This window comes from Marinomonas foliarum, assembly GCF_016906065.1.
GTDB classification, from domain to species: Bacteria; Pseudomonadota; Gammaproteobacteria; order Pseudomonadales; family Marinomonadaceae; genus Marinomonas; species Marinomonas foliarum.
On record NZ_CP070273.1, the window covers coordinates 2,619,620 to 2,646,350 of the forward strand.

Consider the following 26,731-nt stretch of genomic DNA (forward strand, 5'->3'; position numbering starts at 1 on the left):
TTTAGTAGAACAAAAAAAGCCCATCTAGACAATCGTTTAGGTGGGCTAATGAGTAGTAATTTGAACTCTTAATCTGAATTAGATTTTAGTTTTGATATAGTTCTCAAGTGCGATTTCTTGATCTGTTGTAAATTCAAGACCTAGCTTAGTACGGCGCCATAATATGTCTTCAGCCGAATGTGCCCACTCGTGATGGATTAAATAATCTACTTCTACTTGATAAAGCTGGTTGCCAAAGTCTTGGCCTAGATCATTTTCTGAGCTCGCTTTATTCAATAGTGTGTGTGTCAGTGAACCATAGCTATTGGCAAAACGACGAGCAAGATGCGCTCCGATAAAAGGATAGTCTTGTTGCAGTTTCATCGCGAAAGCATCAAGAGACATGTCTAAGTTTCCGCCAGGCAAAGGTTTTGTGTGTGTCCACTCATCACCTAGGTTGTCAAAATAAGGCGCCAGTTTTTTCATCGCTGATAAAGCGAGTTTTCGGTATGTAGTGATTTTGCCGCCAAAAATGCTAAGTAATGGCGCTTGATGGTTTTGATCATCAAGATGAAGCGTGTAATCGCGGGTTACCGCTGAAGGATCTGAAGACTCATCTTCCAATAAAGGACGAACACCTGAATAGCTCCATACAACATCAGTAGGAGTTAACGTCTTTTTGAAATGATCGTTAGCCACTTTTAGTATGTATTGTGTTTCCTCTTCGGAAATCGATACATCATTTGGATTGCCTTTGTATTCAACATCCGTAGTACCTAATAAGGTGTAGTTTTCACGATAAGGAATAGCGAAAACAATACGTTTGTCGGTGTTTTGCATAATGAAGGCGTTTGAGTGTTGGTACATCTTTGGTACGACAATATGGCTGCCTTTAATCATACGTATTCCGTATGGCGCTTTTTCTTCGAGTTTGGTTTCGATAAAAGAAGATACCCATGGGCCTGCTGCGTTAACCAAGGCTTTGGCGGTTATTTCTTGAGTTTCCTTAGTAATTTGATTTTCTAAGGTGATATGCCACTTGTTATCGACACGCTTTGCTGAGGTACAGCGAGTGCGAGCAAAGATAGAGGCACCATTCTGTTGGGCACTTAGTGCGTTGGTTACCACTAGGCGAGCGTCATCAACCCAGCAGTCAGAGTATTCAAAACCCTGTTTTATATCGTCTTTAAGTGGGCTGTCTGAAGCGTATTTAACGCCTTTCGATCCTAAAAGTGTTTCTCGTTTGCCTAAATTGTCATAAAGGAATAAGCCAATGCGAATTAACCACGCCGGACGTAAATGCGGTCTGTGGGGCATTTGAAAACGCATAGGCGTAACAAGATGAGGGGCTACTTTGAGCAATACTTCGCGCTCTGTCAGGGCTTCTTTGACAAGGCGAAACTCGTAATGCTCTAGATAGCGTAAGCCGCCATGAATTAGTTTACTGCTTGAAGATGATGTTGCATGGGCTAGGTCTCCCATTTCACAAAGGCCAACATCTAAGCTGCGGCCTGCTGCATCTGCAGCGATTCCTGTGCCGTTAATGCCGCCGCCAACAACAAATAGGTCGAAATGGGAGTGATTCATGCAAAGCCTCACGGTTATATTCGAATTTATATGTTCGAAAGTGAACATTTGTTTTCGATATTAAACCTCTAAGCGTCTTATGACAATAACGCTTTGTGAAGTTTTGGTGAATATTCTTTCTTAATTTGCAGTTAAAGGGGAGAGTTAAGTGCTGGAGAGGGTGGTTTTGTGCTGCCCAAGGGTTATTTGGGCGAGCACATTTCTAGGCGAATTTTATGTTCTTTGATTAGCTTTAAAATGGCTTTTGGTGGTTGCTCATCAGTAAAGAGTCTATCGACTTGGGTAATATTGCCTAACCTCACAACGGCATTTCTACCAAACTTTCCGCTGTCAGCTGCAAGAAAGACTGTGCGCGAATTAGATATGATGCTCTGTGCAACTCGAACTTCTTGGTAATCATAATCCAATAATGAGCCGTCGTTAGGATCAATGCCACTGATTCCTATGATGCCAAAATCGACTCGAAATTGGTTTATGAAGTCGATGGTTGCTTCCCCCATAACACCTCCATCCCTTGAGCGTACTGTGCCGCCAGCGATGATAACAGTAAAGTCTTCTTTTCCACTTAAAATCGCTGCTACGTTAAGGTTGTTGGTGATTACCTGTAGACCTTGGTGGTTTAGAAGCGCCCGCGCAACGGTTTCGGTTGTGGTACCGATGTTGATAAACAAAGAAGCGTGATTTGGAATTTCGGCTGCGATGCGTTTGGCAATTTGCTCTTTTGCCGGGAGTTGTAAAATTTGTCGAGTGGCATAAGCAACGTTTGTTGTGCTGGAGTCGTAGCTTGCGCCACCATGATGACGACGTATTTTGTCTGCTTTTGCTAGCTCATTAATATCACGTCGAATCGTTTGTGGTGTGACGGCAAATTGGCTGGCCAATTCGTCAATGGTTACATAACCCTTTTCTTTTACTATGGCGACAATTTTGTCTTGGCGAGATAACTGGCCCATGTTGTTTTCTTCTCCTGGTAAAAGACATTACTTGTTAAACGAGGCTTGCTAAACGAGTGCTCATTGGTTTTTAATAGAGATATTCGTATTTGAATATTTATGTTCAAAAAACAAAATAACAATGTAAGTTGCTTACTATCAAGCGACTGTGACTTCTAAGAGCATTCATCATGACTCATTATATTCTTGCTATCGACCAAGGTACTACAAGTTCTAGGGCTATTTTATTTGATGAGAAAGGTACTCGGGTTGGTCAATCCCAACAAGAGTTCCCACAAATTTTCCCTGACGACGGTTGGGTTGAACATGACCCTGAAAATATTTGGTCATCTACTTTAGCTGTGTGCCAGTCTGTTCTCAAGGATACAGGGGTAGATGCGCAAGCGATAGCAACGATAGGTATTACCAATCAGCGTGAAACGACCATTTTATGGGACACCGAAACAGGTAAGCCTGTTTACAATGCGATTGTTTGGCAAGACCGCCGTACTAGTGCTTTTTGCCAATCATTGAGTGATCAAGGTTTGAGCGAAAAAGTACAAGAAAAAACCGGTCTATTAATTGATCCTTATTTTTCTGCAACAAAAATTCGTTGGATATTAGACAACGTTGAAGGGGCCCGTGCAAAAGCTCAGGCGGGTAAGCTCGCGTTTGGAACCGTTGATAGCTTTTTATTGTGGCGGTTAACGAATGGCAAATCTCATAAAACCGATGCCACAAATGCGGCTCGAACCATGGCGTTCAATATTCATACTCAAGAATGGGATGATGAGTTGATTGGGTTGCTTGGTATTGGTGATGTGTTGTTTCCTGAAGTGATGGATTGCAGTGCAGACTTTGGTGTGATCGATGCTTCGTGGTTAGGTGCTGAAATACCCGTAAATGGTATTGCTGGTGATCAGCAAGCCGCTTTGGTTGGTCAGGCATGTTTTACGCCAGGCATGGTGAAAAGTACTTATGGCACCGGCTGTTTCATGATACTGAATACGGGTGATAACGCCATTCGTTCTGAGCATAAATTGCTGACAACGGTGGGTTATCGTTTAAATGGTAAAGTGACCTATGCCTTAGAAGGCAGTATTTTTGTGGCGGGCGCTGCTATTCAGTGGTTGAGAGATGGTTTGAAGTTGTTTTCGGATGCCAAAGAAACCCAGAGTTTGGCTAAACAGGCTTTGAATGATGACTCTGTGTATTTGGTGCCGGCATTCACTGGTTTGGGGGCGCCTTATTGGGATCCTGATGCTCGTGGGGCCATGATAGGTTTAACACGCGATACGAGCGTCTCAGACATTGTGAGCGCAGGCTTGCGTTCAGTGTGTTATCAAACCCGAGATCTTGTTGGCGCGATGGCGCAGGACGGTGCTACTTTTAGTTCTTTACGTGTTGATGGCGGTATGGTTATCAACGACGTGATGGTGCAGTTTTTGAGTGATTTGTTAGAGATAACAGTCGAACGTCCTTGTGTGACGGAAACCACCGCATTGGGAGCTGCATTTTTAGCTGGTTTGCATGTTGGGCTTTATAAATCTTTGGATGAGGTTGGAGATTTGTGGGTTGCAGACAAACGCTTTGAGCCAACAATGGAGAAAGGAACTGGCGATAAGTTGTATCAAGGTTGGCAAAAAGCAGTAGACCGTGTAAGAACTCGAGATTAGTTTTTACGATTTGATACACGCTTTGACTTGTACGATTAGGTGATTATGGCTACTTTAATAGGCAAGGACGTCTTTTTATGAAGGGTTGAGATAATGTCAAAGCAGTTTGCCGAAGTGCAGCAAGATGATTTTATGAAATTTGGTGGTGAACGCCCAAGCTATTTAGAAATTGAAGATGCTTTGATGAAGCTAGGTGGGCATGGTGTTAACGGTAACAATTTCAAAAATGAAATGGTGAAGTTAGCAGGTTGGACTGGTGGAGCGTTAACAACTTATGCCCAGCGTGCAGCGGTTGCTCAGGCTGCGTTTAATCGCATTCGAGAAGTGTTACCCAAAGCGAATACTCCTGAAGAGTTAAGGGCGTTATTGAAAAGCTTAAAATAGCACTTTCTCTCGAGCTGAAACCCTTAAAAAGGGGAATAGACTTTAATGCCTATTCCCTTTTTTTATTGCAAAATTTTTAGAAAGGCTACTCGGCGTCAGCAATGGCCTTCATGCCGTACTCTGCATCTAAGATACGACCAATTACATTGTCGCCTGCCAAGTGATGGGCGTATTGCATATGTAGGCAACGCACTTGGTCCCAATTAGCGATACCACCAATGCCAAGTTTATCAAACAACGGCTTGAAGCCTTTTTCTTCAATAATAGCTTTGTGTTCATCGCTCATTACATCCCAGCGCCTCGCAATGTAGTCGCGGTGGGAGGCGTGGTGTGCTTCTCTTAGCGTCTCGTCTTCTTTGATACGCTGTTCTAGCTCTTTTACCACACCTTGGCTTTCTATTTTGGCTAATGCTTTGTCTATGGCTTTACTAGAGAGCCAGTAGAGAGTCGGAAAAGGTTGATCAAATACCCAAGTTTCCATTTCTAATACTTGTGGAATGCCATTAGGTGAGTAGTGGGCAATTGCGCTGATGCCGCTTGGTGTTCGACCAAGTTGAGCCGTGATGATATCAATATCACCTTGAGAAAGAGTTATCATAATGTCTTATTGAGTTGAGTCTTCTAGGTAGAAGAATTAAATAATAAACGCAGGGAAACTTGCGGCGAATTTTTGTATCCATTCAGCGGCGGCTTCATTGTAATTCAGTCGTCGGCCTTGGACTTTAGCTTGGCGTCGATAATGTTCTATCTGAGAAAGCTGTTCTATCATGCGAACACAGTAACATTCTTCTTTGGTCGGGAATTCGATGGCGATGTGGTAACCGTCATCTTGTTTGTTGCACCAAGCTACACGGCCAGAGACACAAAAATTTGGGTCAATTTCTTCCAATGTAATTCTTACTGAACGTCCATTATCAAAAGGACGAAGGGCAACATATGTGATACCGACAAACCCAACTCTTTCATCACTAATGGGAGGAAAGGGTTGATCTTCTATTAGCGTAATGTCTAACGGAAGGTCTCTCGGATGTGCAACAAATTCCATCGCAACAAGCCAGCTACTATTTCAGATATTTATGTTATCGGCCAATGTGGCAGAGTGTTTAAAAAAGAATGGGAATTGTACGCTTTTTGCTCTGCCTGTACAGACGAATTTTAAGATGTGTAGAAGCATAATCATAACTTTTACTTATATAGGTGATTGCTCTGTATTGCCCCTAGCACATGGGGTTGCTCTGTTTTTATTGTTCTCTTAATTTAGCTTAACTGTTGTTGGCAAAGTTTGCCCAGTTCTTTTAGTGCAGCGTCTGTTTTGTTGTCCCAAGTTAGTGCGTAATTTAGCCTGAAATGATGGTCAAATTGAGCCGTTAAACTGAATGCTAGACCGGGCAATAAGCCAATTTTTTTTTCTAAGGCCTGAATGTGAAGTGTCATGGCATTCACTGAGCTTGGTAGGGTGATCCATAGTAGGAACCCGCCTTTAGGTTGTGAGGTTGTTGTCCCTGTAGGAAAGTGCTCATGAATAATCGCTTGGCAGCGAATAAGGTTGTCTTGGTAGGTTTGTCTTGTTTTACGTAAATGGCGATCGTACGCGCCATTTTCGAGAAAATTCGCAATGGCGGTTTGAGTCAATGTTGGGATTGCAAGAGATTGTACATAGGCATAATGCTCTATCTTAGCTTGGAATTGGCCGCCAACGATCCAGCCAATTCGAAAGCCTGGCGCGATACTTTTTGAAAAGGAGCTGCAATAAATCACAGTGTTATTCGTGTCGTCTGCTTTCAAGGCACGTTCGCGCTTGTCTTTGTAGCTCAACTCTCCATACACGTCGTCTTCAATAAGTGTAAAGCCAAACTGTATAGATTGCTGGATTAGGCGCTGTCTAGCCTGATGGCTAAGCGTTGCGCCAATCGGGTTTTGGTTGTTGGGGGTGACAATACAGGCTTTGACACCCCATTCTTTGGCTGCATTTTCCAGTACATCCAAATCTATGCCTGTATCTGCGGAGCAGGGAATTTCCACCGCTTTTAAATTTAGTACCTCAATAGCTTGTAACACGCCGTGATAGGCTGGGCTTTCGATAGCGATAGTGTCGCCCGCTTTAGCAACGGCCTGTAGCGACAGCATTAAGGCATTTTGACAGCCAAGGGTGATGGTGATGTCATCGGGCTGCAATTGGCAGCCACTGTCTAGCATTCTTATCGCGATTTGCCGGCGTAAACTAAGAGAGCCGGGAGTGAACTCATAAGCCGCACATATTTCTGGTTCTAAGCGCATTAAACGACCGACAGAGCGTTGTAATTGTCGGATCGGTAAAAATTGGCTTTTAGGGATGGCGGCGCCAAATTGAATAATGTCGTCATCTTGTGAGGCATGGAGTAAGCGGCGCAATAGTGTGTGTATGGTTGCATCGTTCTGAGTCGGTGCGATTTTTGCAGGTTCTTTTGGCTGTAATCGGTTCTCTTGAACAAAGTAACCTTTTTGAGGGCGTGCTTTTATAGCGCCTCTATCTTCTAACAAGCTGTAGGCTTGTAATACTGTAGCGACACTGACTTCCATCTGTTTACTGGATTTTCTTACAGAAGGGATCTTTGCTCCGGGCAGAAAAATACCTTCTTGGATTTGCAGCTCAATCTGGTTGGCAATTTTTTCGTATAACGGGCAATCCATAGGTATGAGTCAGTATCAGAGGGAAGATAGAGTAATTTATCAGATTGGGAGGTCGAAGGAAATCTATGTACTTACTGGTAAGTAGCGCGCTGAAGCCTATTTTGGCGTAATCAGGTGCTTGTTGTTCTTATTGATTGTAAGCAAAGTGTTATGATATTCCTGTATCCTTGGTCAAATTTTTGAAATGTGTGCAATTGTTTAACATGGGTGCACAAATTAATGTAAAGCAGATATGAATGTAGAGGTCGATTATGTCGTTGTCCGTCATCCAAAGAATTTTGTTTGGCTTTGGGGTTTTATTGCTGCTTTTGTTGATGATTGCTGCATCTGGATTTGTGGGTATCAGCAAAATTGAAGACAGATTGGATGTAGTGACTGGAGAGGTTGCTAGCATTTCATCTACGAGTACAGCTTTGAAAGAGGAGCTGAGTTTGGCGAATGCTGCGGTATTGCAATATCTATTAAGCAAATCGCCTGATGCATTAGAAGAACTTTCAGAGCGCTTTTCAGCTCATAAGCAAGCGTTCGCTGATGTTTCTAATCAGCTATCTGAGCAGCTGCAAGAGCAGCCGATTATGAGTGAGGCTTTAGAGAGCATCAATCAAGAGGTTGAGCATTTTTTTAGCATTACCGATGTGGCTTTTTCAAATCATAAAACCATGCTTGAGCTTCAAGCTTCGGTGCCAGATGAAAAGCTAGACCTAAAAGACGCCATTATGTTCACTGGTGAAGATTTAGGGATACTGGTGACAGATGGAGATACATCTGAAATTCAGTTTGCAGCTTCGTATATGCAAAGCCAGATAGGCAGCCTTCAAGTGTCGGTTAACGATTATTTTGATGTACGTAGCTTGGAGAGTATGCAGGATCTACGAGACAGTATGGCGTCCGTTATCACGAGCTTAAAGGATAAGCAGGCTTATTTGAATGACGACAATATCAATGAGTTGATTAATGAAATTGAGTTTAGCGTTGTTTCTGACGATGGCGTGATTGCAAAACAATATGAAAATATCCGCTTGCTACAAGAGTCAGAAGTATTGGCCAAGGAATTATCTGACAGCATGATGATTGTCAGTGCTTCGGTACAGAAACTGCTCTCGGAAGCCTCTGTCATGGGGGAGAATGCGAAACAAGAAGCCAGTGAGGCAGGCTCGCTATCAATGCTCATTATTGAAGTGGTTTTAGTTATTTCGATTATTATTGCCGTGTCGGTGGCGCTGTGGGTTAGTCGCAGTATTCGTCAGCCACTAAAAGAGGTGATGTCGGTATTAGGAAAGATTGCCGATGGCGATTTTACTCAGCGTAGTAGTGTAAAAACGAAAGACGAGTTTGGCGAATTATCCCGATGGGTAAATGGCTTGGTGGCTAAATTGCAGAGTGTGATGGCGGAGATTGATCAAGCCTCTAATGAAGTTGCTAGTTCGGCAGGCTCTAATGTTCGTTTAGCTGGCGATTCGAAGCGCCTAATGGTGGCGCAAAATGAAAGAACCACAGAGGTCGCTTCGTCAATGTCGGAAATGGTTTCTACGGTTGATCAGGTAGCAAAAAGCTCTGAAGTTATTTTGCATCAGATCCAATCCGTTGACCAAGGAACGAATCAAAGCCGAGCTAAAATGGATGCCAATATCCAGAAAATTGAGGGACTGCTCGAACAGATAGAAGAGTCGACGACGGTAGTAAATGAGCTTGATGAGCACTCTAAGAGCATAGACCGTATCTTAGATGTTATCCAAGAAATTGCAGAGCAAACGAACTTATTGGCGCTCAATGCAGCGATTGAGGCTGCTCGTGCAGGCGAGCAGGGGCGTGGTTTTGCTGTGGTGGCGGATGAAGTACGAACATTAGCCACAAGAACTCACAGTTCAACGGAAGAGATTCAGAATGTGATTGCCCAATTACAGCAGGGTGTTACCAAAACTGTTGGCAGCATGGAAACAAGCAGACAAAGTGCCAGTTCAAGTGCTGAAGAAGCGCGTGTAGTTGGTCAATCACTGGTGGAACTGCAAAGTAGTATGGCTGAGATTCGTGATTTGAGTACGCAAATCGCGACAGCGGCTGAAGAGCAATCGGCCGTGGCACAAGAAATAAAACAGAATGTGATAGAAATCTCAGAAATGTCTGAAGAAGCGGCTTTAGGAGCTGATCAAAGTGAGAAAGACAGTGAGGGTCTATCAAAGCTGGCTTCTCATCAAAAACAGTTACTGAGTCAATTTAAGATTGTTTGATGGTTTTTCTAAGACGTGTTGCGTTAATATGAGAGCAACTTAATTCTCAGGAGATACGGTTTATGTCAATTCTTGTTGGTGATATGTTGCCACATGGTGCGTTTCAGGTGATGGGGGAAGAAGGGCCTGAGACGATTGATGTCACCGACTTTTTTTCGGGAAAAACTGTGTTGATGTTTGCCGTTCCTGGTGCGTTTACCCCAACGTGCAGTGCGAGCCACTTACCAGGCTATGTTGTGCATTATGATGACATAAAAGAAAAAGGCGTTGATGAAATAATCTGTCTTTCTGTTAATGATGTTTTTGTTATGAATGCATGGGATAAAGCCAATAACGCTGAAAACCTTGTGATGGCAGCAGATGGCTTGGCTGAATTTACCTGCTCAATGGGATTAGAGTTGGATATCTCTGCAGCGAAAATGGGCATTCGTAGTCGCCGTTATGCAATGTTAGTGACTAACGGTATTATTCAACAGTTATGGTTAGATGAGCCGGGTGAGTACAAAGTAAGCTCAGCGGAATATGTTTTGTCTCAGCTGTAAATGAATTGCTTTTATCAACACAAAAAAACGACGCTATATGCGTCGTTTTTTTTTGTGTTGATATTTACCAATCGTCAATAGCCGAATAGTGTCGGCAAAAATGTAACCGTGCTTGGTACAAAAGTGATCAGTATTAACACAGCCAATTCGACTAAGAATAATGGCATGATTTGCTTAGATATTGCAGCCATACCGACATTCGCTATCGAGTTCGAAACAAACAAACATATACCCATGGGTGGTGTGACAAGGCCAATCATTAGATTGAAAATAACCACTATACCGAAATGAACAGGATCAATACCAAGGCTCATTGCAATAGGATGCAGAATCGGTAGCAATATTAGCATTGCTGCTATCCCTTCAAGGAAGAGACCAACAACTAACAAAATGACGTTCACTAGGATCAAGAACATCCAAGGGCTAGACACTTGTTCCAGCACCATTTGGCTGACCGTTTGAGGTACTCTTGAGAAGGTTAATAACCAGTTCGCTGCTGCGACTACTGCAATCACAATCAGAATCACAGAAGAGTCACGCATAGCCCGAATGAAAATGCCCGGTAAGCTAGAAATCTTCAAACTTTTAAGGATGAAAATACCAGCTAACAAAGCATAAGCAGCAGCGAATGCAGCGGCTTCAGTTGGTGTAACAATGCCAGTAAGTATTGAGCCAACGATGAATACCGGCATGAAAAGAGGAATCCAAGCATCAACGAATGCTTTTAAACGCTCTTTCATCGATAGCTTTGCTTTTAGTGGTGCGTAATGGCCTGCAAAAAAATAGACATAAATGGATAGGCCTACAGCCAAAAATAATCCAGGAGCAACGCCTGCTAAGAAGAGTGCAGGAACGGACACGCCTGTTGTGATTAGTGCATAAATTATCACCGGAATGCTAGGTGGAATCATCGGGCCGATAACAGAAGAGGCTGCGGTCAGAGCCGCTGCAAAGGAGCGAGGGTAGCCTTCTTTTTCCATTGTCGGAATAAAGACACGACCTAGTGCTGAAGTATCTGCCACGGCTGAGCCAGACAGACCGGCAAAAATGACCGACGCCCAAATATTCACATGAGCTAAGCCCGCTCGCATGTGGCCGACTAGCGCATTGGCAAAATTAATAATGCGGCTGGTGATACCACTTTCGTTCATCAGTTCGCCAGCTAATACGAACAAAGGAATAGCTAGGATAGAAAAGGAGTCGAGCCCACTAAAAATGCGTTGTGCTACAAGGCTCACATTAAAAGGCAGAGTATATACGTGCCCCACAACCCCTAACAAAATTGCGAATGCAATTGGGCTGCCAATGAGCAAAAGAACAATAAGAATTCCAAAACCTAACATGATTATTGTCCCTTCTCTAATGACGTAGACTGAAAATATTCAGCAAGCCTTATGAGCGCAGCGATAGTAAGGCAAACACCACCTATGACCATGGCCACTTGGAAATAGTACATTTGAATCCCCGTTCCTGGTGCTTGAATTGCACCTCGCTTTATCATGAAAAGGTAACCGGAATACGTAATAACACTGCCACTGATAAGGGCGATAGCGTCAGAAACAAAGTGAAGATAATGACGTATTTTTTCTGACACCATGTCTTCTAAAAAAGTAAAACGTATGTGAAGACCTTCTAGGTAACACAATGCCATGCCGAACATGGTGCCGTATATCATGGCGTATTTTGCGACTTCTTCACTCCATTGAATGGGGGAGTTGAGCAAGTAACGGCTCAAGCTGCTAACGAGCACAACGCCAAAAATAACGAATAGAGAGGTGCCAGTTAAAAGTGCGAGAGTATTTTTATAGAGGCGCTTCATGGTGAGCTTTCCGGGTAGAGGCAAAGGAAAAACAACCGAAAGCCCGCCAAAGGCTTTCGGTTATCGGTTTACAGGATTATAGCTTATTGTGAATTACTAACGACTTTTACAGACATTTGAGCACGTTCAATCCATTCTGGCTCCACTTCACCTTTTAACCAATTAATGACAGCTGGTTGCGCTGCATCACGGAATTTAGCCATTTGTTCTGGCGTTGGTGTCGTAATTTGCATGCCATTTTCTGCTAATGATTTTAGACCTTTTGCAGAATTAAACTGCTGAATTGCGCGGCCAAGAGTACCTGCTACTTTTGCTGCACGGTCAATAATGGCACGGTCTTCATCACTTAATGACTGGTAAACATCTTCATTCATCAACAAGAAATCTGTGCCGTAAACGTGGCCATCTAGTGTTAGGTATTTTTGGAACTCATAAAACTTGTTCGCTTCGATTACGCTGACAGGGTTTTCTTGGCCGTCCACAACGCCTGTTGTGAGCGCAGAGGGTACTTCAGGCCATGCAATTGGGGTTGGCTCGGCGCCCATTGCTTTTACCATTTCAACGTACAGAGGCAATGTTTGAACGCGAATTTTAAGGCCGCTCATGTCTTTTGGTTCAGCCACTGGGCGCTTAGAGTTGGTGAAATTACGAAAACCTGTTTCACCGTAGGCAAGGGTACGCAATCCACTTTCTTTTAAGCAATGCTCAGACAATGCTTTACCGAATTCACCATCAAGCACTTCCCAAGCAACAGGTGCAGATGGAAAAAGGTATGGAATTTCCAAAACAGATGCTTCTTTACAAACTTTAGCAAAGGCGCCAGATACCATCGCCATGCTTAGTGTACCTTCCTGTGCTGATTGCACTAGGTCTGTTTCACCACCTAGCTGACTAGAAGGATATATATTTACTTCGATACGACCAGCGGATTCTGCTTCAACAAGGTTTTTAAAAACCTCAGTTGCAGCGCCTTTTTTAGACGTTGTCCACTCTTGGGGGTCAACATGGCCAATTGTCAGAGTTAGATCTGCAGCACTAACACTGCTTACTGCGCCGGCAGCAAGTAAACCAAGCGTAAGTTTTTTTGTTAGGTTCATTTTTACGTCTCCAAGTTCGGGGTGTCCCGATAGTCTTATTTTTGTATTTCTACTCTATAGTCTAAAGATATAGGTAGGTGATTCACTATTCGCTCTTAGCGTTCTGGTTTTGCAAATAATATAGGATCATTTGAAAAATACCCTATATTTTTTAATGGATCCACAAAAGGCAAGTCAAACATAGGTTTAAACTTGTTTCCTTGTGATGCTTTAAAGCTTTGCTCTCGACCTCATTCAAGTGGAGAGTTACATCAAAATGTAGCAATTTTTGCATTTTTAGAAATGAATTTTTAATGTTTCATGTATATCAAAAAAGGAATATGAAAATACTAAGATGCAAGTTTTTTTTGAAAAAGATCATATATATCAATGCTTTTTTGCACTTCATGTTGATTGAGAAGGTGTTTGGTCTATGCTGTTTATCATATTGAATAACGTAAATAAGCCAAAAAAGAATTGGATGAAAAAACATCTATATCAAAATTTAATACCCTTTCGGTTAAATTGAAATAGCCAAAATGTCTTTAGATAACGAATACTCAGTGAAGATTTTAATGAGATGACGGTGTTAATCCAGAAGGCGAAAGGCGTATAACGTAAAGTTAGGCCTTCTATATCACCGTATTGTTACCTTAAATAAGAATAGAGAGCAGTAACATGATTATAGATTGCCATGGGCATTATACGACTACGCCACCAGGTGTGGGTGAATATCGCGATAATCAAAAAGCACAAGTTGCTAAAGACCCTGCGTTTGTTGGTGAAAAAGGTAAAGTCATTGTTTCGGATGATGAAATTCGCGACAGTATTATTAATAATCAGCTTCGTCTACAGCAAGAGCGTGGCACTGATCTGACTATTTTCTCTCCCCGTGCTAGTTGGATGGGGCACCATATTGGTAATGAATACACTAGCCAATACTGGACAGAGCATCAAAACGATTTGATTCGCCGCGTTTGTGATCTTTTTCCTGAGAACTTTGCGCCTGTTGCACAATTACCACAATCACCAGGTGTTGACCCAGGCAAGTCAGTTGCTGAGATCGTTCGTACTGTTGAAGAAATGGGCTTTATCGGTATCAACTTGAACCCAGATCCAAGTGGCGGTTATTGGCAAGATAAGTCTTTAGCAGACCGTTCTTTTTATCCTATCTATGAAAAAATGTGCGAATACGACATCCCTGCGATGATTCATGTAAGCGCGGCATGTAATGATTGTTTCCACACTACTGGGTCGCATTACTTGGGGGCAGATACTACTGGTTTTCAGCAATTGATGATGTCCGACGTTTTTAAAGATTTTCCAGAGCTAAAAATCATCATTCCTCATGGCGGCGGCGCTGTGCCTTATCACTGGGGACGTTTCCGTGGCATGGCACAAGATCAAGGTTTTGATCTTGCTGAACGTGTGTTGAATAACATCTACTTTGATACCTGTGTTTATCATCAGCGTGGTATTGATCTACTTCTTGATATTATTCCTACTAAGAACATTTTGTTTGCTTCTGAAATGATTGGTGCGGTACGCGGTGTTGATCCAGAAACGGGTCACTATTTTGATGACACCAAACGTTACATAGATAACAACACAGTGTTATCCGCGGAGCAGAAACAAGCTATCTTTGAAGACAATGCTCGTAGCGTTTTTTCTAGATTAAAAGCGTAAGGCTAACGATTAAAGGGATAGGAAAGCATCATGCGAAACAATGTAGTAGTACAAAATATTGAACGAGCTGACCAAGCTGTAATCGACGGTTTAGCTGAGTGTGGCGTAGCGACCATTCATGAATCTCAAGGTCGTGTTGGTTTATTGGCACATTACATGCGCCCAATCCAAATGGACAAAACCATTGCTGGTTCTGCGGTCACCATTTCTGGAGCGGCGGGCGATAACTGGATGATGCATGTTGCCATTGAGCAATGTAAAGCAGGGGATGTGATGGTTTTTGCGCCAACGTCGCCATCGAATCACGGCTTCTTTGGGGATTTGTTAGCAACCTCTGCGCAATCTCGTGGTGTAGTGGGTTTGATTATCGAAGGCGGTGTTCGTGATACTCGCGACCTTCGTGAAATGAACTTCCCTGTTTGGTCAAAAGCCGTGTTTGCTGAAGGTACGATTAAAGAAACCGTTGGTTCAGTGAACGTACCTATGGTTTGCGCTGATGCCTTGGTTAACCCAGGTGATGTGATTGTAGCCGACGATGACGGTGTGGTTGTGGTGCGCCGTGAGAATGCAGCTGAAGTATTAGAATTGTCTCGTAAACGTATGGCAAACGAAGAAGCAAAGCGTGTGCGTATGGCGAATGGCGAATTGGGTCTAGATATTTATGAAATGCGCCCTCGCCTAAAAGAGAAAGGCCTAAAATATGTCTAAACAGACAGGCGTTTTAAAAAGTGCGCCTTGTATGTGGATGCGTGGCGGCACATCAAAAGGGGCGTATTTCTTAGCGGAAGATTTACCTGTTGATGTTGATGCGCGTGCGCAGTTTTTATTGCGCGTGATGGGCTCGCCAGATGAACGTCAGATCGACGGCATAGGTGGCGCTGATCCATTGGCATCCAAAGTGGCCGTAGTGAAAAAATCTGCACGTGACGACGCTGATGTAGATTACTTGTTTTTACAGGTATTTGTTGATCAGGCGATCGTGACCGATGCGCAAAACTGCGGCAATATTTTAGCGGGGATTGCACCGTTTGCCATTGAGCGGGGTTTGGTTGCTGCGGAAGAAGGCGAAACCTCCGTACGTATTTTCATGGAAAACACAGGTCAAATCGCGGTTGCTCGTGTGTTGGTAAAAGACGGTGAAGTGCAGTACGAAGGTGATGCTCGCATTGACGGCGTATCGGGCTTTTCAGCGCCAGTTCCCATTGTTTTCCAAGATACGGCGGGTTCCAGTTGCGGTGCTTTATTGCCAACAGGTAACGTAGTCGATGTGATTGATGGCATTGAAGTAACTTGCATCGATAACGGTATGCCTGTGGTGATCATCCGTGCTGTGGACATGGGGATTACGGGTACTGAGTCTCGTGAAGAGCTTGAAGCCAATGATGTTTTACGCGCCAAGCTAGAATCCATCCGTTTGCAAGTCGGGCCTATGATGAATTTAGGCGATGTGAAAGAGAAGTCTGTGCCCAAAATGACCATGGTGAGTGCCGCGACGAATGGTGGTGCTATTTCTACGCGTACATTTATTCCTCATCGTTGCCATGCATCGATTGGTGTATTGGGTGCGGTTAGTGTGGCGACAGCTGCCGTTCTGAAAGGCTCGCCGGCTAATGAAGTGGCTAAGTTTGAGCCGAGTGCGCGTATGACGCTGGATGTTGAGCATCCGATTGGCGCGATGACAGTGATCTTGGATCAAGAAGAAAATGGTGATGTTGGCTCTGCGGCCATTCTACGCACCGCGAGAAAACTGTTTGATGGACAGGTGTTTGCTCATAGCAACGGCCTTTAGTTGCCTTTCTTCTATTGACGATATAACGACTGGTCAAACAGAAGGCTGGTTAATTAGAACGAATAATAAAACAGGTATTTGAACATGATGGACAAAGATTATATTCCATTTCACGCAAACCCAAGCGTGCCTACTTTTAAAGCGCCAGCGGGTGCGGTAGATGCCCATTGTCACGTTTTTGGTCCAGCGGATAAATTTCCCTACCATCCAAAACGTAAATACACGCCTTGCGATGCATCCAAAGAACAGTTGTTTGCGCTGCGTGATCATTTGGGTTTTTCTCGTAATGTGATTGTTCAAGCATCTTGTCATAGTACCGATAATTCCGCGTTGATCGATGCTTTAGAAACAGCCGGCGATTTAGCGCGTGGCGTGGCCTTTGTTGATGATTCAATAACCCATGAAGACATTGAAAGAATGCATGCTGTGGGTGTTCGCGGTGTACGTTTCAACTTTGTGAAACGCCTTGTTGATAGCACGCCAAGAGACGTTTTCTTCTCGATAGCTGAGAAAATTCGCCCTTTCGGTTGGCACATTGTTGTCTATTTCGAAGCGGCCGATTTAGAAGAGTTGATTCCTTTCTTGAAAGAATTGAATACCACCATTGTGGTTGACCACATGGGGACGCCAAATGTTGCCAACGGTGTTGATCACCCTGACTTTCAGCGCTTTGTTAACTTTATGGCGGACAACGACAATGTATGGTGTAAGGTAAGTTGTCCAGAGCGTTTAACGCAACATGCGCCTGATTACTCTGATGTCTATCCTTTTGCTCGTACGTTAGTTGAGAAGTTCTCTGATCGTGTCTTATGGGGAACCGATTGGCCGCATCCTAATATGAAAGTGGAAGCACCAAATGATGGTCATCTTGTGGATGTGATCCCACATATCGCGCCAACGCCTGAATTACAGCAAGCGTTGTTGGTGGATAATCCAATGCGTCTGTATTGGGCATAATCCACATTCCGCCGTAAAGTATAAAAATAGAGGTTAGCAAGATGGCTAGTAACTATACAGATCGACAGTTTCAAGGGACGTACCTTTTTGATGGCCAAATGGCCAAGAAAGGCTATGGCTTAAATAAAATGTGTTACTCGTTTAATGAGCAAGTAGCACGTGATGAATTTAATGCTGATCCAGGAGCTTACTGTGAAAAGTTCAAACTCACAGAAGCGCAAAAAGAAGCCATTCGTAATAGAGATGTGATTGGGCTTTTGCGTGAAGGTGGCAGTATTTATTATTTAGCAAAGTTTACGGGTTTGCTAAAACTAAACATGCAAGATATTGGTGGATTGCAAACCGGTATGAGTACGGATGAATTCAAAGCAATGCTAGAAAAAAATGGGCGAGGAGAAGTCTAATGGCTAACATTATTGGTGCAGTAACGACTTCCCATATTCCTGCGATTGCGAACGCAATGGCGAATGGGTTGGAAGAAACGCCATATTGGAAACCATTTTTTGATGGTTACCCACCAGTGCGTGATTGGCTAAACGAGAAGAAACCAGACGTTATAATTTTGTTTTACAACGATCATGGCTTGGAGTTTTTTATTGATAAAAAGCCGACCTTTGCGATGGGGGTTGCAGACGAATATTATAACGCGGATGAAGGCTGGGGGATTCCTACCATTCCACCAGTGACTGGTGAGTCAGATTTGTCTTGGCACATTGCTAACAGCATTGTCGACGAAGGCTTTGATATGACGATCTGCCAAGAAATGAAGGTTGATCATGGGTTAACGGTTCCACTGAACCTTATGTGGCCAGGTCATAAATACGGTCATGTAAAAGTTATTCCTGTCTGCATCAACTGTGAACAATACCCAATGCCACAACCTAAACGTACGTTTGAATTAGGTAAAGCGATCGGTCGTGCTGTGGCATCTTACGAAGAAGATCTTAACGTGGTTGTCTTTGGTACTGGTGGTATGTCTCATCAGTTAGACGGTGAGCGAGCGGGTATTATTAACCGTACTTTTGATATTGATTGTCTTGATAAATTGGTGTCAGACCCAGAAGCGTTAACGAAATACACCAACTTGGATCTTGTTGAGCAAGGCGGATCGCAAGCGGTAGAGCTGAATATGTTGATTGCGATGCGTGGTACTTTACTGGGTAAAGTGACCGAGCTGCATCGAAATTACCATGCGCCAATTTCGAATACAGGTTCTGGTTTGATGTTGTTAGAGCATGAAATGCCGAAGTAACAAATCTTCTTGTTAGAGCATTCCATGGTGAATATAAAAAATCCGCTATCTACGATAATAGATAGCGGATTTTTTTAGTTTTTCTCAATATCCAATAATTTGTTAACGGTATTGGAAACGTGTATCGCGCCTTTGAGTATCTCATCAATGATGCCGGATGCTTCGTCTATAAATTGCGCATTCTCTTTAGAGCGTTCACTCACCTTGCTCATACTTTCTTTGGCTTGACGAGTTAAGTTGCTGTTCTGTTTTACCATGTCATCAATTTCGATCGTTGATTTGCTTGTTCTTGCTGCAAGTGTTCGAACCTCGTCGGCCACAACCGCAAAGCCTCGACCATTTTCACCTGCGCGAGCGGCTTCAATAGCAGCGTTTAATGCAAGTAAATTGGTTTGATCAGCAATAGAGCCAATGGTTGTCACTATCTTGGCGATACTTTCAGACTGATGGTTTAATTGCTCAATTAGCTCTGTAGAAATGTCAACATCGGCCACGATTTTGTCTGACGTCTCGACTGTACGGCGTAAAATTTGAGCGCCATTCTCTGAAACTTGTGCGGTTTCTACTGACGTGGAGTGAGCTACTTTTGCTGCGTGTTGAATAGCGAGTTGCGTGTTCACACGCTCTGTAATGTCAGAGGCAACTTTAAGGACTTTTACAACCTTACCAAATTGATCGAAAATGGGGTTATAGCTGGCTTCTAGCCACACAGTTTGACCTTGTTTGCTGACTCGCTCAAATTGTCCTGTTTTGAAATCTCCATTCGCTAACTCTGCCCAAAAATTCGGATGCTTTTCATAGAATTCATTAGTACAAAATTTGCGATGCGCCTGACCGATAATTTCTTTGCTAGACTGATAACCCATTGCACTTAAAAAATTATCATTGGCTGTAATAACTGTTCCGTCAGGGGTGAATTCAATAGTGGCAGAAGAGCGATCAATAGCGTTGTAGACGGCTAGTTGGCTGTCTGCAATAAGTTTGGCTTGGGTAACATCGGAAGCAATTTTGACGACTTTTGTCACTACACCATCTACTTCAATTGGAAAATAGGTCGCTTCAAGCCAAATGTCTGAACCATCTTTATGTCTGCGTAAGACGGTCCCTTCTTTACTTTTTCCTGCTGCAAGATCTGACCAGAAGTGTTTGTATTCGGAGCTGGAGGTTACTTGGCTAGGGCAAAATAGAGCATGTTTTTGTCCTTTAATTTCTTCTAGAGAATAGCCTACTGTATTAAGGAATAATGAGTTCGCAGCGAGTATCGTGCCATCTGATGAAAAGCTAATTGTTGCGCAAAATTTTTCCATGGCTTTAATAAAGGCATTGTCTTCACGTTGAGAAACGGCCTGTTCAATCGCAGTATTCCTAGCGATTTTTTTGTCTTTGTTGCTGAAAAACATGGTGATATTCCTCAATCTGATTGTCGGGATTTTATCGTATTCCTTGTAGTCAATCTCCTACAAAACAGATCAAACAATATACTATATCGTCTTTATTTGTTGTTGGTGATTTGTTAATTCCTTGTTATGTGTTGTATACGTTTGATTCAAATAAATAGTTTATATATTTATCAACTATTTATTTAGAAGAAGTTAGATTTACGTCTGAGGCTAGCGATTTAAGGCAGGTGTGAGCTTCATGAAAATGAGGCGGCTATCTATCTTTCATTCGAGAAAACATTGTTTCAAATTGGCCGATATTTTGTTGAATGTAATCAATAAATGATCGCATCGCAGGAGTGGGGTGGCGTCCTTGTGGGTGGATCAAGCACCAAGATCGGCGAAGGGGGAAATCTTTGATCGGTACTTCGATTAAAGTGCCGAGTGTTAATTCAGAAAGAATGCTAAGTTTAGGTAATACAGCGACGCCAAGCCCTGCAATAACGGCATGTTTTATGGCGTCGTTAGAACCGATTTCCATTTCTGCTTGTAAGCGAATGCGTTGTTTTTGGCAATGTAGTTCAAGAGCTAATCGACTGCCTGAACCCGCTTCTCGAAGCAATAAATTGTGTTCTAAAAATGCGCTCAATGATATGTCTTCTAGGGCGAGAAGAGGATGGTTTTGTGGTGCGACAGCGATAAGCTCATTGTTCAAAAATGGTATGCTAAACATAGGTTTATCATTGGGTACCATGCCCATTATGGCTAATTCATCATGATTCTCACCAAGACGCTTGATAGCTGCAGCGCGGTTCATGACTTTCACATTTATGGTGACGTTTGGATGTAGGCTAGTATAGGCCCGAAGCAAATAAGGCACCACGTACTGCGCTGTACTCACAGCTACTAAGTTCAACTCACCAGATATCAGCCCAGCTTCCTCAGATAAGTCGTCTTGAAAGCGCTGTATTTCATCAAACATGGCGTGAATACATTTGGCTAATCGCTTGGCAGTCGCAGTGCTGTAAAGTTGGCGACCAACGTATTCAAACAGCGGTTGTTCTAATGCACTTTCAAGCTGTCGTATTTGATTACTTACGGCCGGTTGGCTCAGCCCCAGCATATCACCAGCTCGGCTGTAGCTACTCAATTCATAAACGCTATTAAAGACTTGTAGTTGTCTAAAAGTAAGCCGGTTGACTAAGCTTTGTACACTTTGAGGCATTGTTTTTGTTTTCCCTTGGTTTATCTATTAGCGCTTATCTATCAGGAATAGCTTATACATAAATGTCGTAATATCAATTTTTACTTTGGTTGATCTTTGAGTAGTCTGAATATTCAGAGATATTTGTACAAAAGTTGTGCTCGCTACGTTGTGCAGTGATCTCTTCAAACAAGAAAGGAGTGACTCATGTTAAAAAAAGTGTTGATCGCCAACCGAGGTGAAATTGCGGTTCGTATCATTCGCGCTTGCTCAGAGGCTGGGATTCGCTCTGTCGCGATATTTACGGAACCGGATCGATATGCGTTGCATGCCAAGCGTGCAGACGAGTCTTACTCGTTGGGCGATGATCCACTTGCCGGTTATTTAGACCCCTTGCGTCTAGTGAACTTAGCCATAGAAACGGGTTGTGATGCGATTCACCCAGGTTATGGCTTTTTATCTGAAAATGCGCATTTTGCTGAATTGTGTGAGCAAAAAGGCGTTACCTTTATTGGTCCTCATTCGTCTGTTATTCATAAAATGGGCGATAAAACCCAAGCTCGTGACAGTATGCGTGCGGCAGGCATTCCGGTGACACCAGGCTCAGAAGGAAACCTGGAAAATCTCGACGAGGCATTAGCTTTAGCAGGGAAAGTGGGTTATCCAGTGATGATTAAGGCCACTTCTGGTGGTGGCGGTCGCGGTATTCGACGCTGTGATACCCCAGAAGAATTAACCTCTCAATACCCTCGTGTTATTTCCGAAGCGACTAAAGCGTTTGGTTCCGCAGAAGTATTTTTAGAAAAATGCATCGTTGATCCTTGTCATATTGAAGTGCAAATATTAGCGGATTCCCAAGGTGATGCGATTCATTTGTATGAACGTGATTGCTCGATTCAGCGTCGTAACCAAAAGCTTATAGAGATTGCACCAAGCCCACAACTCACTCCAGAACAACGCCAATACATTTGTGATCTCGCAGTGCGAGCAGCCAAAGCGGTAGGCTATGTTAACGCGGGTACGGTGGAGTTCTTACTGTCTGGCAATGAAGTGTATTTCATGGAAATGAATACACGAGTTCAAGTTGAGCACACGATTACCGAGCAAATTACCGGTGTTGATATTGTGCGTGAACAGCTTCGTATTGCGTCTGGTTCGCCGCTTAGCTTCCGCCAAGAAGACATAAGTTATCGTGGTTATGCGATGCAATTTCGTATCAATGCGGAAGATCCAAAGAATGACTTTTTACCTAGCTTTGGACGTATTACCCACTACTACGCACCAGGTGGTCCAGGTGTTCGTGTTGATACGGCGATTTATACGGGTTACGAGATTCCGCCTTACTTTGATTCCATGTGTTTGAAGCTGGTGGTGTGGGCATTGACTTGGGATGAAATGGTGGCGCGAGGTCGTCGAGCTATTGATGATATGCGTTTGCATGGTATTAAAACCACGGCCAATTATTATCAGCAAATTCTAAAACATCCAGATTTTATTAAGGGCGAGTTCAACACAGGATTCGTTCCAGCGCACCCTGAATTATTAAATTATTCCGTTAGACGCCATCCAAGTGACATCGCTTTGGTGTTGGCAGCCGCTATTGCAGCGCATGTTGGTCGATAATCCGCAGGAGGAAGAAAATGAGTCAAGTTAAACAAAAAATAGAAGTGACAGATGTTACCTTGCGTGATGCACACCAATCGCTGATTGCCACTCGTATGCGTACGGAGGATATGTTGCCGATTTGTGAGAAACTCGATCAAGTGGGCTTTTGGTCTTTAGAGGTGTGGGGCGGCGCGACTTTTGATGCCTGCGTACGCTTTTTGAAAGAGGATCCTTGGGAGCGCTTGCGCCAGCTTCGGGCGGCCTTGCCAAATACTCGTTTACAAATGTTATTGCGTGGCCAAAACCTACTGGGCTATCGCCATTATGCTGATGATGTGGTGGAAGCCTTTGTGCAAAAAGCGGCTGACAATGGCATAGACGTGTTCCGTGTTTTTGATGCCCTCAATGATCTGCGCAATATTGAAACAGCCATGAAAGCGGTGAAAAAAGCCGGAAAACATGCGCAAGGTACGATTTGTTATACGACCAGCCCAGTCCATACGCCAGCTTTGTTTGTCGAGCAAGCCAAAGCCATGCAAGCCATGGGGGCAGACTCTATTGCGATCAAGGACATGGCTGGATTGTTAACGCCTTATGCGACTTATGATTTGGTAAAAGCGATCAAAGAAGCGGTTGATTTGCCTTTGGTGGTTCACAGTCATTCGACGTCAGGATTGGCGCCCTTGTGTCAGCTTAAAGCAATCGAAGCGGGAGCGGATCGTATTGATACCGCGATTTCATCCTTTGCCAGTGGTACTAGTCATCCAGCGACGGAGACTCAAGTAGCGGCGTTAAAAGATACGGACTACGACACTGGATTGGATTTGGCTCTGTTGTCAGAGATTGCTGACTACTTTCGTGATGTTCGTAAAAAGTATCATCAGTTTGAAAGTGAATTTACTCGCGAAGATGTGTCTGTTCAGGTTAACCAAGTACCGGGCGGCATGATGTCTAATTTGGCGAATCAGTTAAAAGAGCAAAATGCGTTAGATAAGATCCGTGAGGTGTTCGCCGAGATTCCTCGTGTTCGTGCCGATCTTGGCTATCCGCCTTTGGTAACGCCTACCTCGCAAATTGTTGGTACGCAGGCGGTTTATAACGTCTTGGCAGGTCAGCGTTATAAAACTATTACGAATGAAGTAAAACGCTATTTATTGGGTGGTTACGGTCAGCCGCCAGCGGCAGTGAACTCAGAAGTACAGAAAAAAGCGGTGGGCAATGAGACCGTTAATGACGCGCGTCCAGCGGATTCTTTGTCGCCAGAGCTTTATAAGTTGCGCAATGAAATCGGTGAATTAGCGAAATCAGAAGAAGATGTATTGACCTTTGCTATGTTCCCAGAACTAGGCCGTGAGTTTTTACAGCAACGTGCTGAAGGGACCTTAGTTCCAGAAGTTTTGCTACCGCCAGAGCAAGCGGGTCAAGGTGCAGCCGCGGAGGGCTTGGCTACCGAGTTCAAGATCGATGTGCATGGTGAAGTCTACAATGTGGAAATCACGGGTGTCGGTGACTTTGGGGTTGGTAAGCGCAAGTTGTACTTGTCTTTGGATGGTATGCCTGAAGAAGTGGTATTCGAATCTCTGAATGAATACGTTGCGGAAGGTGGTGCGGGTCGCTCTCGTGCGACAGAACCAGGCCACGTTAGCGCAGCAATGCCGGGTAATATTATTGATGTCTTGGTCAAAGAAGGCGACACGGTAACAGCGGGTCAAGCTGTACTCGTCACGGAAGCGATGAAGATGGAAACCGAAGTCCATGCCAATGTGGCAGGTACGGTAAAAGGCGTTTTCGTTAAGAAAGGCGACCGAGTTACCCCGGGTGAAATGCTAATTGAGATTGCGTAAATCTAAGTTCGGTTAATACCCTAGAAAACGCTTTAAAAACAAAGCCCCTTTGTTATCGACAAAGGGGCTTTTTATTGGTTGAGCAGGTTTGCTAAGGTTAAAACTCTTCTGTATCGATTTCGGCTTGTTGGGCTGCGGTATATCGTGTGCCATGGACGTTATGTTGATTGATCATCTCGTCTAACAAGCTCACTTGTTTGGCATCCAGTTTTAATTGCGCTGCTTCAAAATTGTCTCTCATATGATTAACCGAACGAGTGCCCGGAATAGGGACAATATTTTCATCTTTTGCTGTTAGCCAAGCCAAAGCAAGTTGTGCTGGTGTGCAGCCGATGTCTTTCGCTAGGGCAAAATAATCGTTCAACAAGGCAAGATTATTCGGGTAATGCTCGGCATTAAAGCGCGGCATATTGTTACGAATGTCTTTGGCTTCTAAGTCCGCAACGTCTTTTAATGTGCCTGTTAAAAATCCGCGTGCGACTGGGCTGAAAGCGACAAAAGTAATGTCTAGTTTCTTACAAGCTTCGAGTACGGCGATTTCTGGATTGCGTGTCCACAAAGAGTATTCGGACTGAATCGCGGTAATTGGGAACTCGTTGTGAGCACGAGTTAGCGTTTCAGCAGACACTTCGGATAAACCGATGGCGCCAATTTTGCCTTCTTTTACTAGCTCACCCAGTGCGCCAGCGCTTTCTTCGATTGGCACATTGAAGTCACGGCGATGCAAATAATACAAATCGATGTGGTCTGTTTGCAGGCGCTTTAGGCTGTCTTCGCATTGCTTGCGGATGTTTTCTGGTCGGCCGTTTATCTCTTTTTTACCATCGACCATTGCCATGCCGCATTTGCTGGCAAGGAAGAATTCATCACGACGATCTTTTAGTGCTTTGCCAACCAAAAGCTCATTTTTACCGCCGCCATATAAAGTCGCGGTATCAAAATGGCGATAACCCATCTCAAAAGCTTGATGAAGTGCCTTGATAGCTTGATCTTCTTCAACCGGTGAGCCATAAGCATGGGACAAATTCATGCAGCCTAAGCCTATCTTTGGATTGGCTAAGTGAGGGTGTTTTGACATAACAATATCCTTAAATAAAAACAGGGAGCCGAAGCTCCCCGTTTGAGTGTTGTTGAGTCACTTTAGCGTCTTGTCACTTTAGACTATTGGGACTTAGGCTTCTAGACATTCTTCAAGGCGATGTAGGGTTTCCATCGCTTCGATAGCCTGCGTAACACAAGAGTTTGGTGCACGACCTTCTTGGATTGCTGCAATGAACTCGCGATCTTGTAGCTCGATGCCGTTGTTTGAAACCGCAACGCCAGATAGGTCAATCTTGTTTTCGCTGCCATCAAATAGGTCGTCGTAACGTGCGATATAAGTACCATTGTCACAAATGTAACGGAAAAAAGTACCGAATGGACCATCGTTGTTGAATGACAATGACAAGGTACAGATTGCGCCGTTAGGCACTTTCATGCCAATACTCATGTCCATGGCAATGCCAAGTTCTGGATGGATTGGACCTTGAAGTGCTTGGACTTTGCTGGCTGTTTCACCTGTTTGGTATTGGAACAAATCTACCGTGTGGCAAGCATGGTGCCATAGTAGATGGTCGGTCCAAGAACGGGCTTTGCCAAGGGCATTTTTGTTCGAGCGACGGAAAAAGTAAGTTTGCACGTCCATTTGTTGAACGTTTAATTCACCCGCCATAATCTTATTGTGGATCCACTGGTGGGAAGGGTTAAAACGGCGAGTGTGACCAGCCATCGCAACTAGGCCAGTTTTCTTCTGCACTTCAACCACGTTGCGAGCGTCTTCGATGTTGTCTGCCATTGGGATTTCAGACATGACATGTTTGCCAGCTTCAAGGCATTGGATAGTTTGCGCAGCGTGCATTTGCGTTGGTGTTGCTAGGATGACAGCGTCAACGTCGTCACGGGCTAGGCTTTCTGCTAAATCGGTCGTGTAGTGAGGAACGCCGCGCTCTTCAGCAAACGCTTTGATCGCATCGATTTTAGTGCCAACAACAGAAACGACTTCTGCACCTTCGATCGCCGCAATGGCGTCCATGTGTTTCATGCCGAAAGCGCCAGATGCGCCAGCGATACAAATTCTCATTCG

Annotated in this window: 24 protein-coding genes; 12 read left to right on the forward strand and 12 right to left on the reverse strand. The window is 43.9% G+C overall.

Going from position 1 to position 26,731, the window contains the following annotated elements; translation table 11 throughout:
• Positions 1-78: 78 nt before the first annotated feature.
• Both glpD and JSY38_RS12170 read right to left on the reverse strand, forming a co-directional pair.
• A complete protein-coding gene (gene glpD, locus JSY38_RS12165; protein WP_205113421.1) occupies positions 79-1,566 on the reverse strand; it encodes a glycerol-3-phosphate dehydrogenase in 1,488 nt (495 codons plus the stop codon).
• Positions 1,567-1,748: 182 nt separating this feature from the next.
• Positions 1,749-2,519, reverse strand: coding sequence for a DeoR/GlpR family transcriptional regulator (locus tag JSY38_RS12170; protein WP_114411315.1), 771 nt, complete (start codon positions 2,517-2,519; stop codon positions 1,749-1,751).
• 170 nt (positions 2,520-2,689) lie between these two features.
• On the opposite strand from JSY38_RS12170, the gene glpK reads away from it, so the two are divergent.
• Together glpK and JSY38_RS12180 are read left to right on the forward strand one after the other, a co-directional pair.
• Positions 2,690-4,174 carry a glycerol kinase GlpK gene (gene glpK, locus JSY38_RS12175; protein ID WP_114411314.1) on the forward strand — a complete coding sequence of 495 codons (1,485 nt, stop codon included), beginning with the start codon at positions 2,690-2,692 and terminating at the stop codon, positions 4,172-4,174.
• A 93-nt stretch (positions 4,175-4,267) separates the two neighbouring features.
• A complete protein-coding gene (locus JSY38_RS12180) occupies positions 4,268-4,558 on the forward strand; it encodes a hypothetical protein (RefSeq protein ID WP_205113422.1) in 291 nt (96 codons plus the stop codon).
• A gap of 85 nt (positions 4,559-4,643) precedes the next feature.
• Here the strand turns inward: JSY38_RS12180 and JSY38_RS12185 are convergent, their stop codons facing one another.
• The 3 genes from JSY38_RS12185 to JSY38_RS12195 all read right to left on the reverse strand — a co-directional run bounded on the left by JSY38_RS12185 (position 4,644) and on the right by JSY38_RS12195 (position 7,228).
• Positions 4,644-5,156 (reverse strand): DUF501 domain-containing protein, encoded by a 513-nt coding sequence (locus tag JSY38_RS12185; RefSeq protein WP_114411312.1) that lies wholly within the window; start codon positions 5,154-5,156, stop codon positions 4,644-4,646.
• A 36-nt stretch (positions 5,157-5,192) separates the two neighbouring features.
• Complete coding sequence (locus JSY38_RS12190; protein WP_114411311.1) at positions 5,193-5,603, reverse strand: energy transducer TonB; 411 nt, start codon at positions 5,601-5,603, stop codon at positions 5,193-5,195.
• Positions 5,604-5,815: 212 nt separating this feature from the next.
• Positions 5,816-7,228, reverse strand: a complete 1,413-nt coding sequence (locus JSY38_RS12195; RefSeq protein WP_114411310.1) for an aminotransferase-like domain-containing protein — start codon at positions 7,226-7,228, stop codon at positions 5,816-5,818.
• Between the two features lie 251 nt (positions 7,229-7,479).
• Between JSY38_RS12195 and JSY38_RS12200 the strand changes: the two genes are divergently transcribed.
• Together JSY38_RS12200 and JSY38_RS12205 are read left to right on the forward strand one after the other, a co-directional pair.
• Entirely contained in the window at positions 7,480-9,456 is a 1,977-nt protein-coding gene (locus JSY38_RS12200) for a methyl-accepting chemotaxis protein (protein WP_205113423.1), read from the forward strand.
• A 62-nt stretch (positions 9,457-9,518) separates the two neighbouring features.
• Positions 9,519-9,998 carry a peroxiredoxin gene (locus tag JSY38_RS12205; RefSeq protein WP_205113424.1) on the forward strand — a complete coding sequence of 160 codons (480 nt, stop codon included), beginning with the start codon at positions 9,519-9,521 and terminating at the stop codon, positions 9,996-9,998.
• A 74-nt stretch (positions 9,999-10,072) separates the two neighbouring features.
• On the opposite strand, the gene JSY38_RS12210 is transcribed toward JSY38_RS12205, so the two are convergent.
• From JSY38_RS12210 to JSY38_RS12220, 3 genes are all read right to left on the reverse strand, one after another.
• The gene (locus JSY38_RS12210) at positions 10,073-11,341 is read right to left on the reverse strand and encodes a TRAP transporter large permease (RefSeq protein WP_205113425.1); all 1,269 of its coding nucleotides are present in this window, start codon (positions 11,339-11,341) and stop codon (positions 10,073-10,075) included.
• Positions 11,342-11,343: 2 nt separating this feature from the next.
• Entirely contained in the window at positions 11,344-11,817 is a 474-nt protein-coding gene (locus tag JSY38_RS12215) for a TRAP transporter small permease (protein ID WP_114411306.1), read from the reverse strand.
• An 83-nt stretch (positions 11,818-11,900) separates the two neighbouring features.
• A complete protein-coding gene (locus tag JSY38_RS12220) occupies positions 11,901-12,914 on the reverse strand; it encodes a DctP family TRAP transporter solute-binding subunit (RefSeq protein WP_114411305.1) in 1,014 nt (337 codons plus the stop codon).
• A gap of 657 nt (positions 12,915-13,571) precedes the next feature.
• Between JSY38_RS12220 and JSY38_RS12225 the strand changes: the two genes are divergently transcribed.
• The 6 genes from JSY38_RS12225 (at position 13,572) to JSY38_RS12250 (ending at position 18,577) form a co-directional block, all read left to right on the forward strand.
• Positions 13,572-14,579 carry an amidohydrolase family protein gene (locus JSY38_RS12225; protein WP_205113426.1) on the forward strand — a complete coding sequence of 336 codons (1,008 nt, stop codon included), beginning with the start codon at positions 13,572-13,574 and terminating at the stop codon, positions 14,577-14,579.
• A 30-nt stretch (positions 14,580-14,609) separates the two neighbouring features.
• Complete coding sequence (locus JSY38_RS12230; RefSeq protein WP_114411303.1) at positions 14,610-15,287, forward strand: 4-carboxy-4-hydroxy-2-oxoadipate aldolase/oxaloacetate decarboxylase; 678 nt, start codon at positions 14,610-14,612, stop codon at positions 15,285-15,287.
• Positions 15,280-16,368 (forward strand): 4-oxalomesaconate tautomerase, encoded by a 1,089-nt coding sequence (locus tag JSY38_RS12235; RefSeq protein WP_205113427.1) that lies wholly within the window; start codon positions 15,280-15,282, stop codon positions 16,366-16,368. Before JSY38_RS12230 ends, JSY38_RS12235 begins: the two co-directional genes overlap by 8 nt.
• A gap of 84 nt (positions 16,369-16,452) precedes the next feature.
• On the forward strand, positions 16,453-17,325 hold the full coding sequence (locus tag JSY38_RS12240) for an amidohydrolase family protein (protein ID WP_205113428.1): 873 nt from the start codon (positions 16,453-16,455) through the stop codon (positions 17,323-17,325).
• A 41-nt stretch (positions 17,326-17,366) separates the two neighbouring features.
• A complete protein-coding gene (locus tag JSY38_RS12245) occupies positions 17,367-17,729 on the forward strand; it encodes a protocatechuate 4,5-dioxygenase subunit alpha (RefSeq protein WP_205113429.1) in 363 nt (120 codons plus the stop codon).
• Positions 17,729-18,577 (forward strand): class III extradiol dioxygenase family protein, encoded by an 849-nt coding sequence (locus tag JSY38_RS12250; protein WP_114411299.1) that lies wholly within the window; start codon positions 17,729-17,731, stop codon positions 18,575-18,577. The genes JSY38_RS12245 and JSY38_RS12250 overlap by 1 nt, the downstream gene beginning before the upstream one ends.
• A gap of 74 nt (positions 18,578-18,651) precedes the next feature.
• Here JSY38_RS12250 and JSY38_RS12255 read toward each other — a convergent pair whose 3' ends face one another.
• Both JSY38_RS12255 and JSY38_RS12260 read right to left on the reverse strand, forming a co-directional pair.
• Positions 18,652-19,977 (reverse strand): methyl-accepting chemotaxis protein, encoded by a 1,326-nt coding sequence (locus tag JSY38_RS12255; protein ID WP_205113430.1) that lies wholly within the window; start codon positions 19,975-19,977, stop codon positions 18,652-18,654.
• 253 nt (positions 19,978-20,230) lie between these two features.
• On the reverse strand, positions 20,231-21,181 hold the full coding sequence (locus tag JSY38_RS12260; RefSeq protein ID WP_114411298.1) for a LysR family transcriptional regulator: 951 nt from the start codon (positions 21,179-21,181) through the stop codon (positions 20,231-20,233).
• A 186-nt stretch (positions 21,182-21,367) separates the two neighbouring features.
• Between JSY38_RS12260 and JSY38_RS12265 the strand changes: the two genes are divergently transcribed.
• Both JSY38_RS12265 and oadA read left to right on the forward strand, forming a co-directional pair.
• Positions 21,368-22,783, forward strand: a complete 1,416-nt coding sequence (locus tag JSY38_RS12265) for an acetyl-CoA carboxylase biotin carboxylase subunit (RefSeq protein ID WP_205113431.1) — start codon at positions 21,368-21,370, stop codon at positions 22,781-22,783.
• Positions 22,784-22,800: 17 nt separating this feature from the next.
• Positions 22,801-24,609 carry a sodium-extruding oxaloacetate decarboxylase subunit alpha gene (gene oadA / locus JSY38_RS12270; RefSeq protein ID WP_205113432.1) on the forward strand — a complete coding sequence of 603 codons (1,809 nt, stop codon included), beginning with the start codon at positions 22,801-22,803 and terminating at the stop codon, positions 24,607-24,609.
• 97 nt (positions 24,610-24,706) lie between these two features.
• Here oadA and JSY38_RS12275 read toward each other — a convergent pair whose 3' ends face one another.
• Complete coding sequence (locus JSY38_RS12275) at positions 24,707-25,687, reverse strand: aldo/keto reductase (protein WP_205113433.1); 981 nt, start codon at positions 25,685-25,687, stop codon at positions 24,707-24,709.
• 93 nt (positions 25,688-25,780) lie between these two features.
• Complete coding sequence (locus JSY38_RS12280; protein ID WP_205113434.1) at positions 25,781-26,728, reverse strand: Gfo/Idh/MocA family oxidoreductase; 948 nt, start codon at positions 26,726-26,728, stop codon at positions 25,781-25,783.
• Between the last annotated feature and the right edge of the window lie 3 nt (positions 26,729-26,731).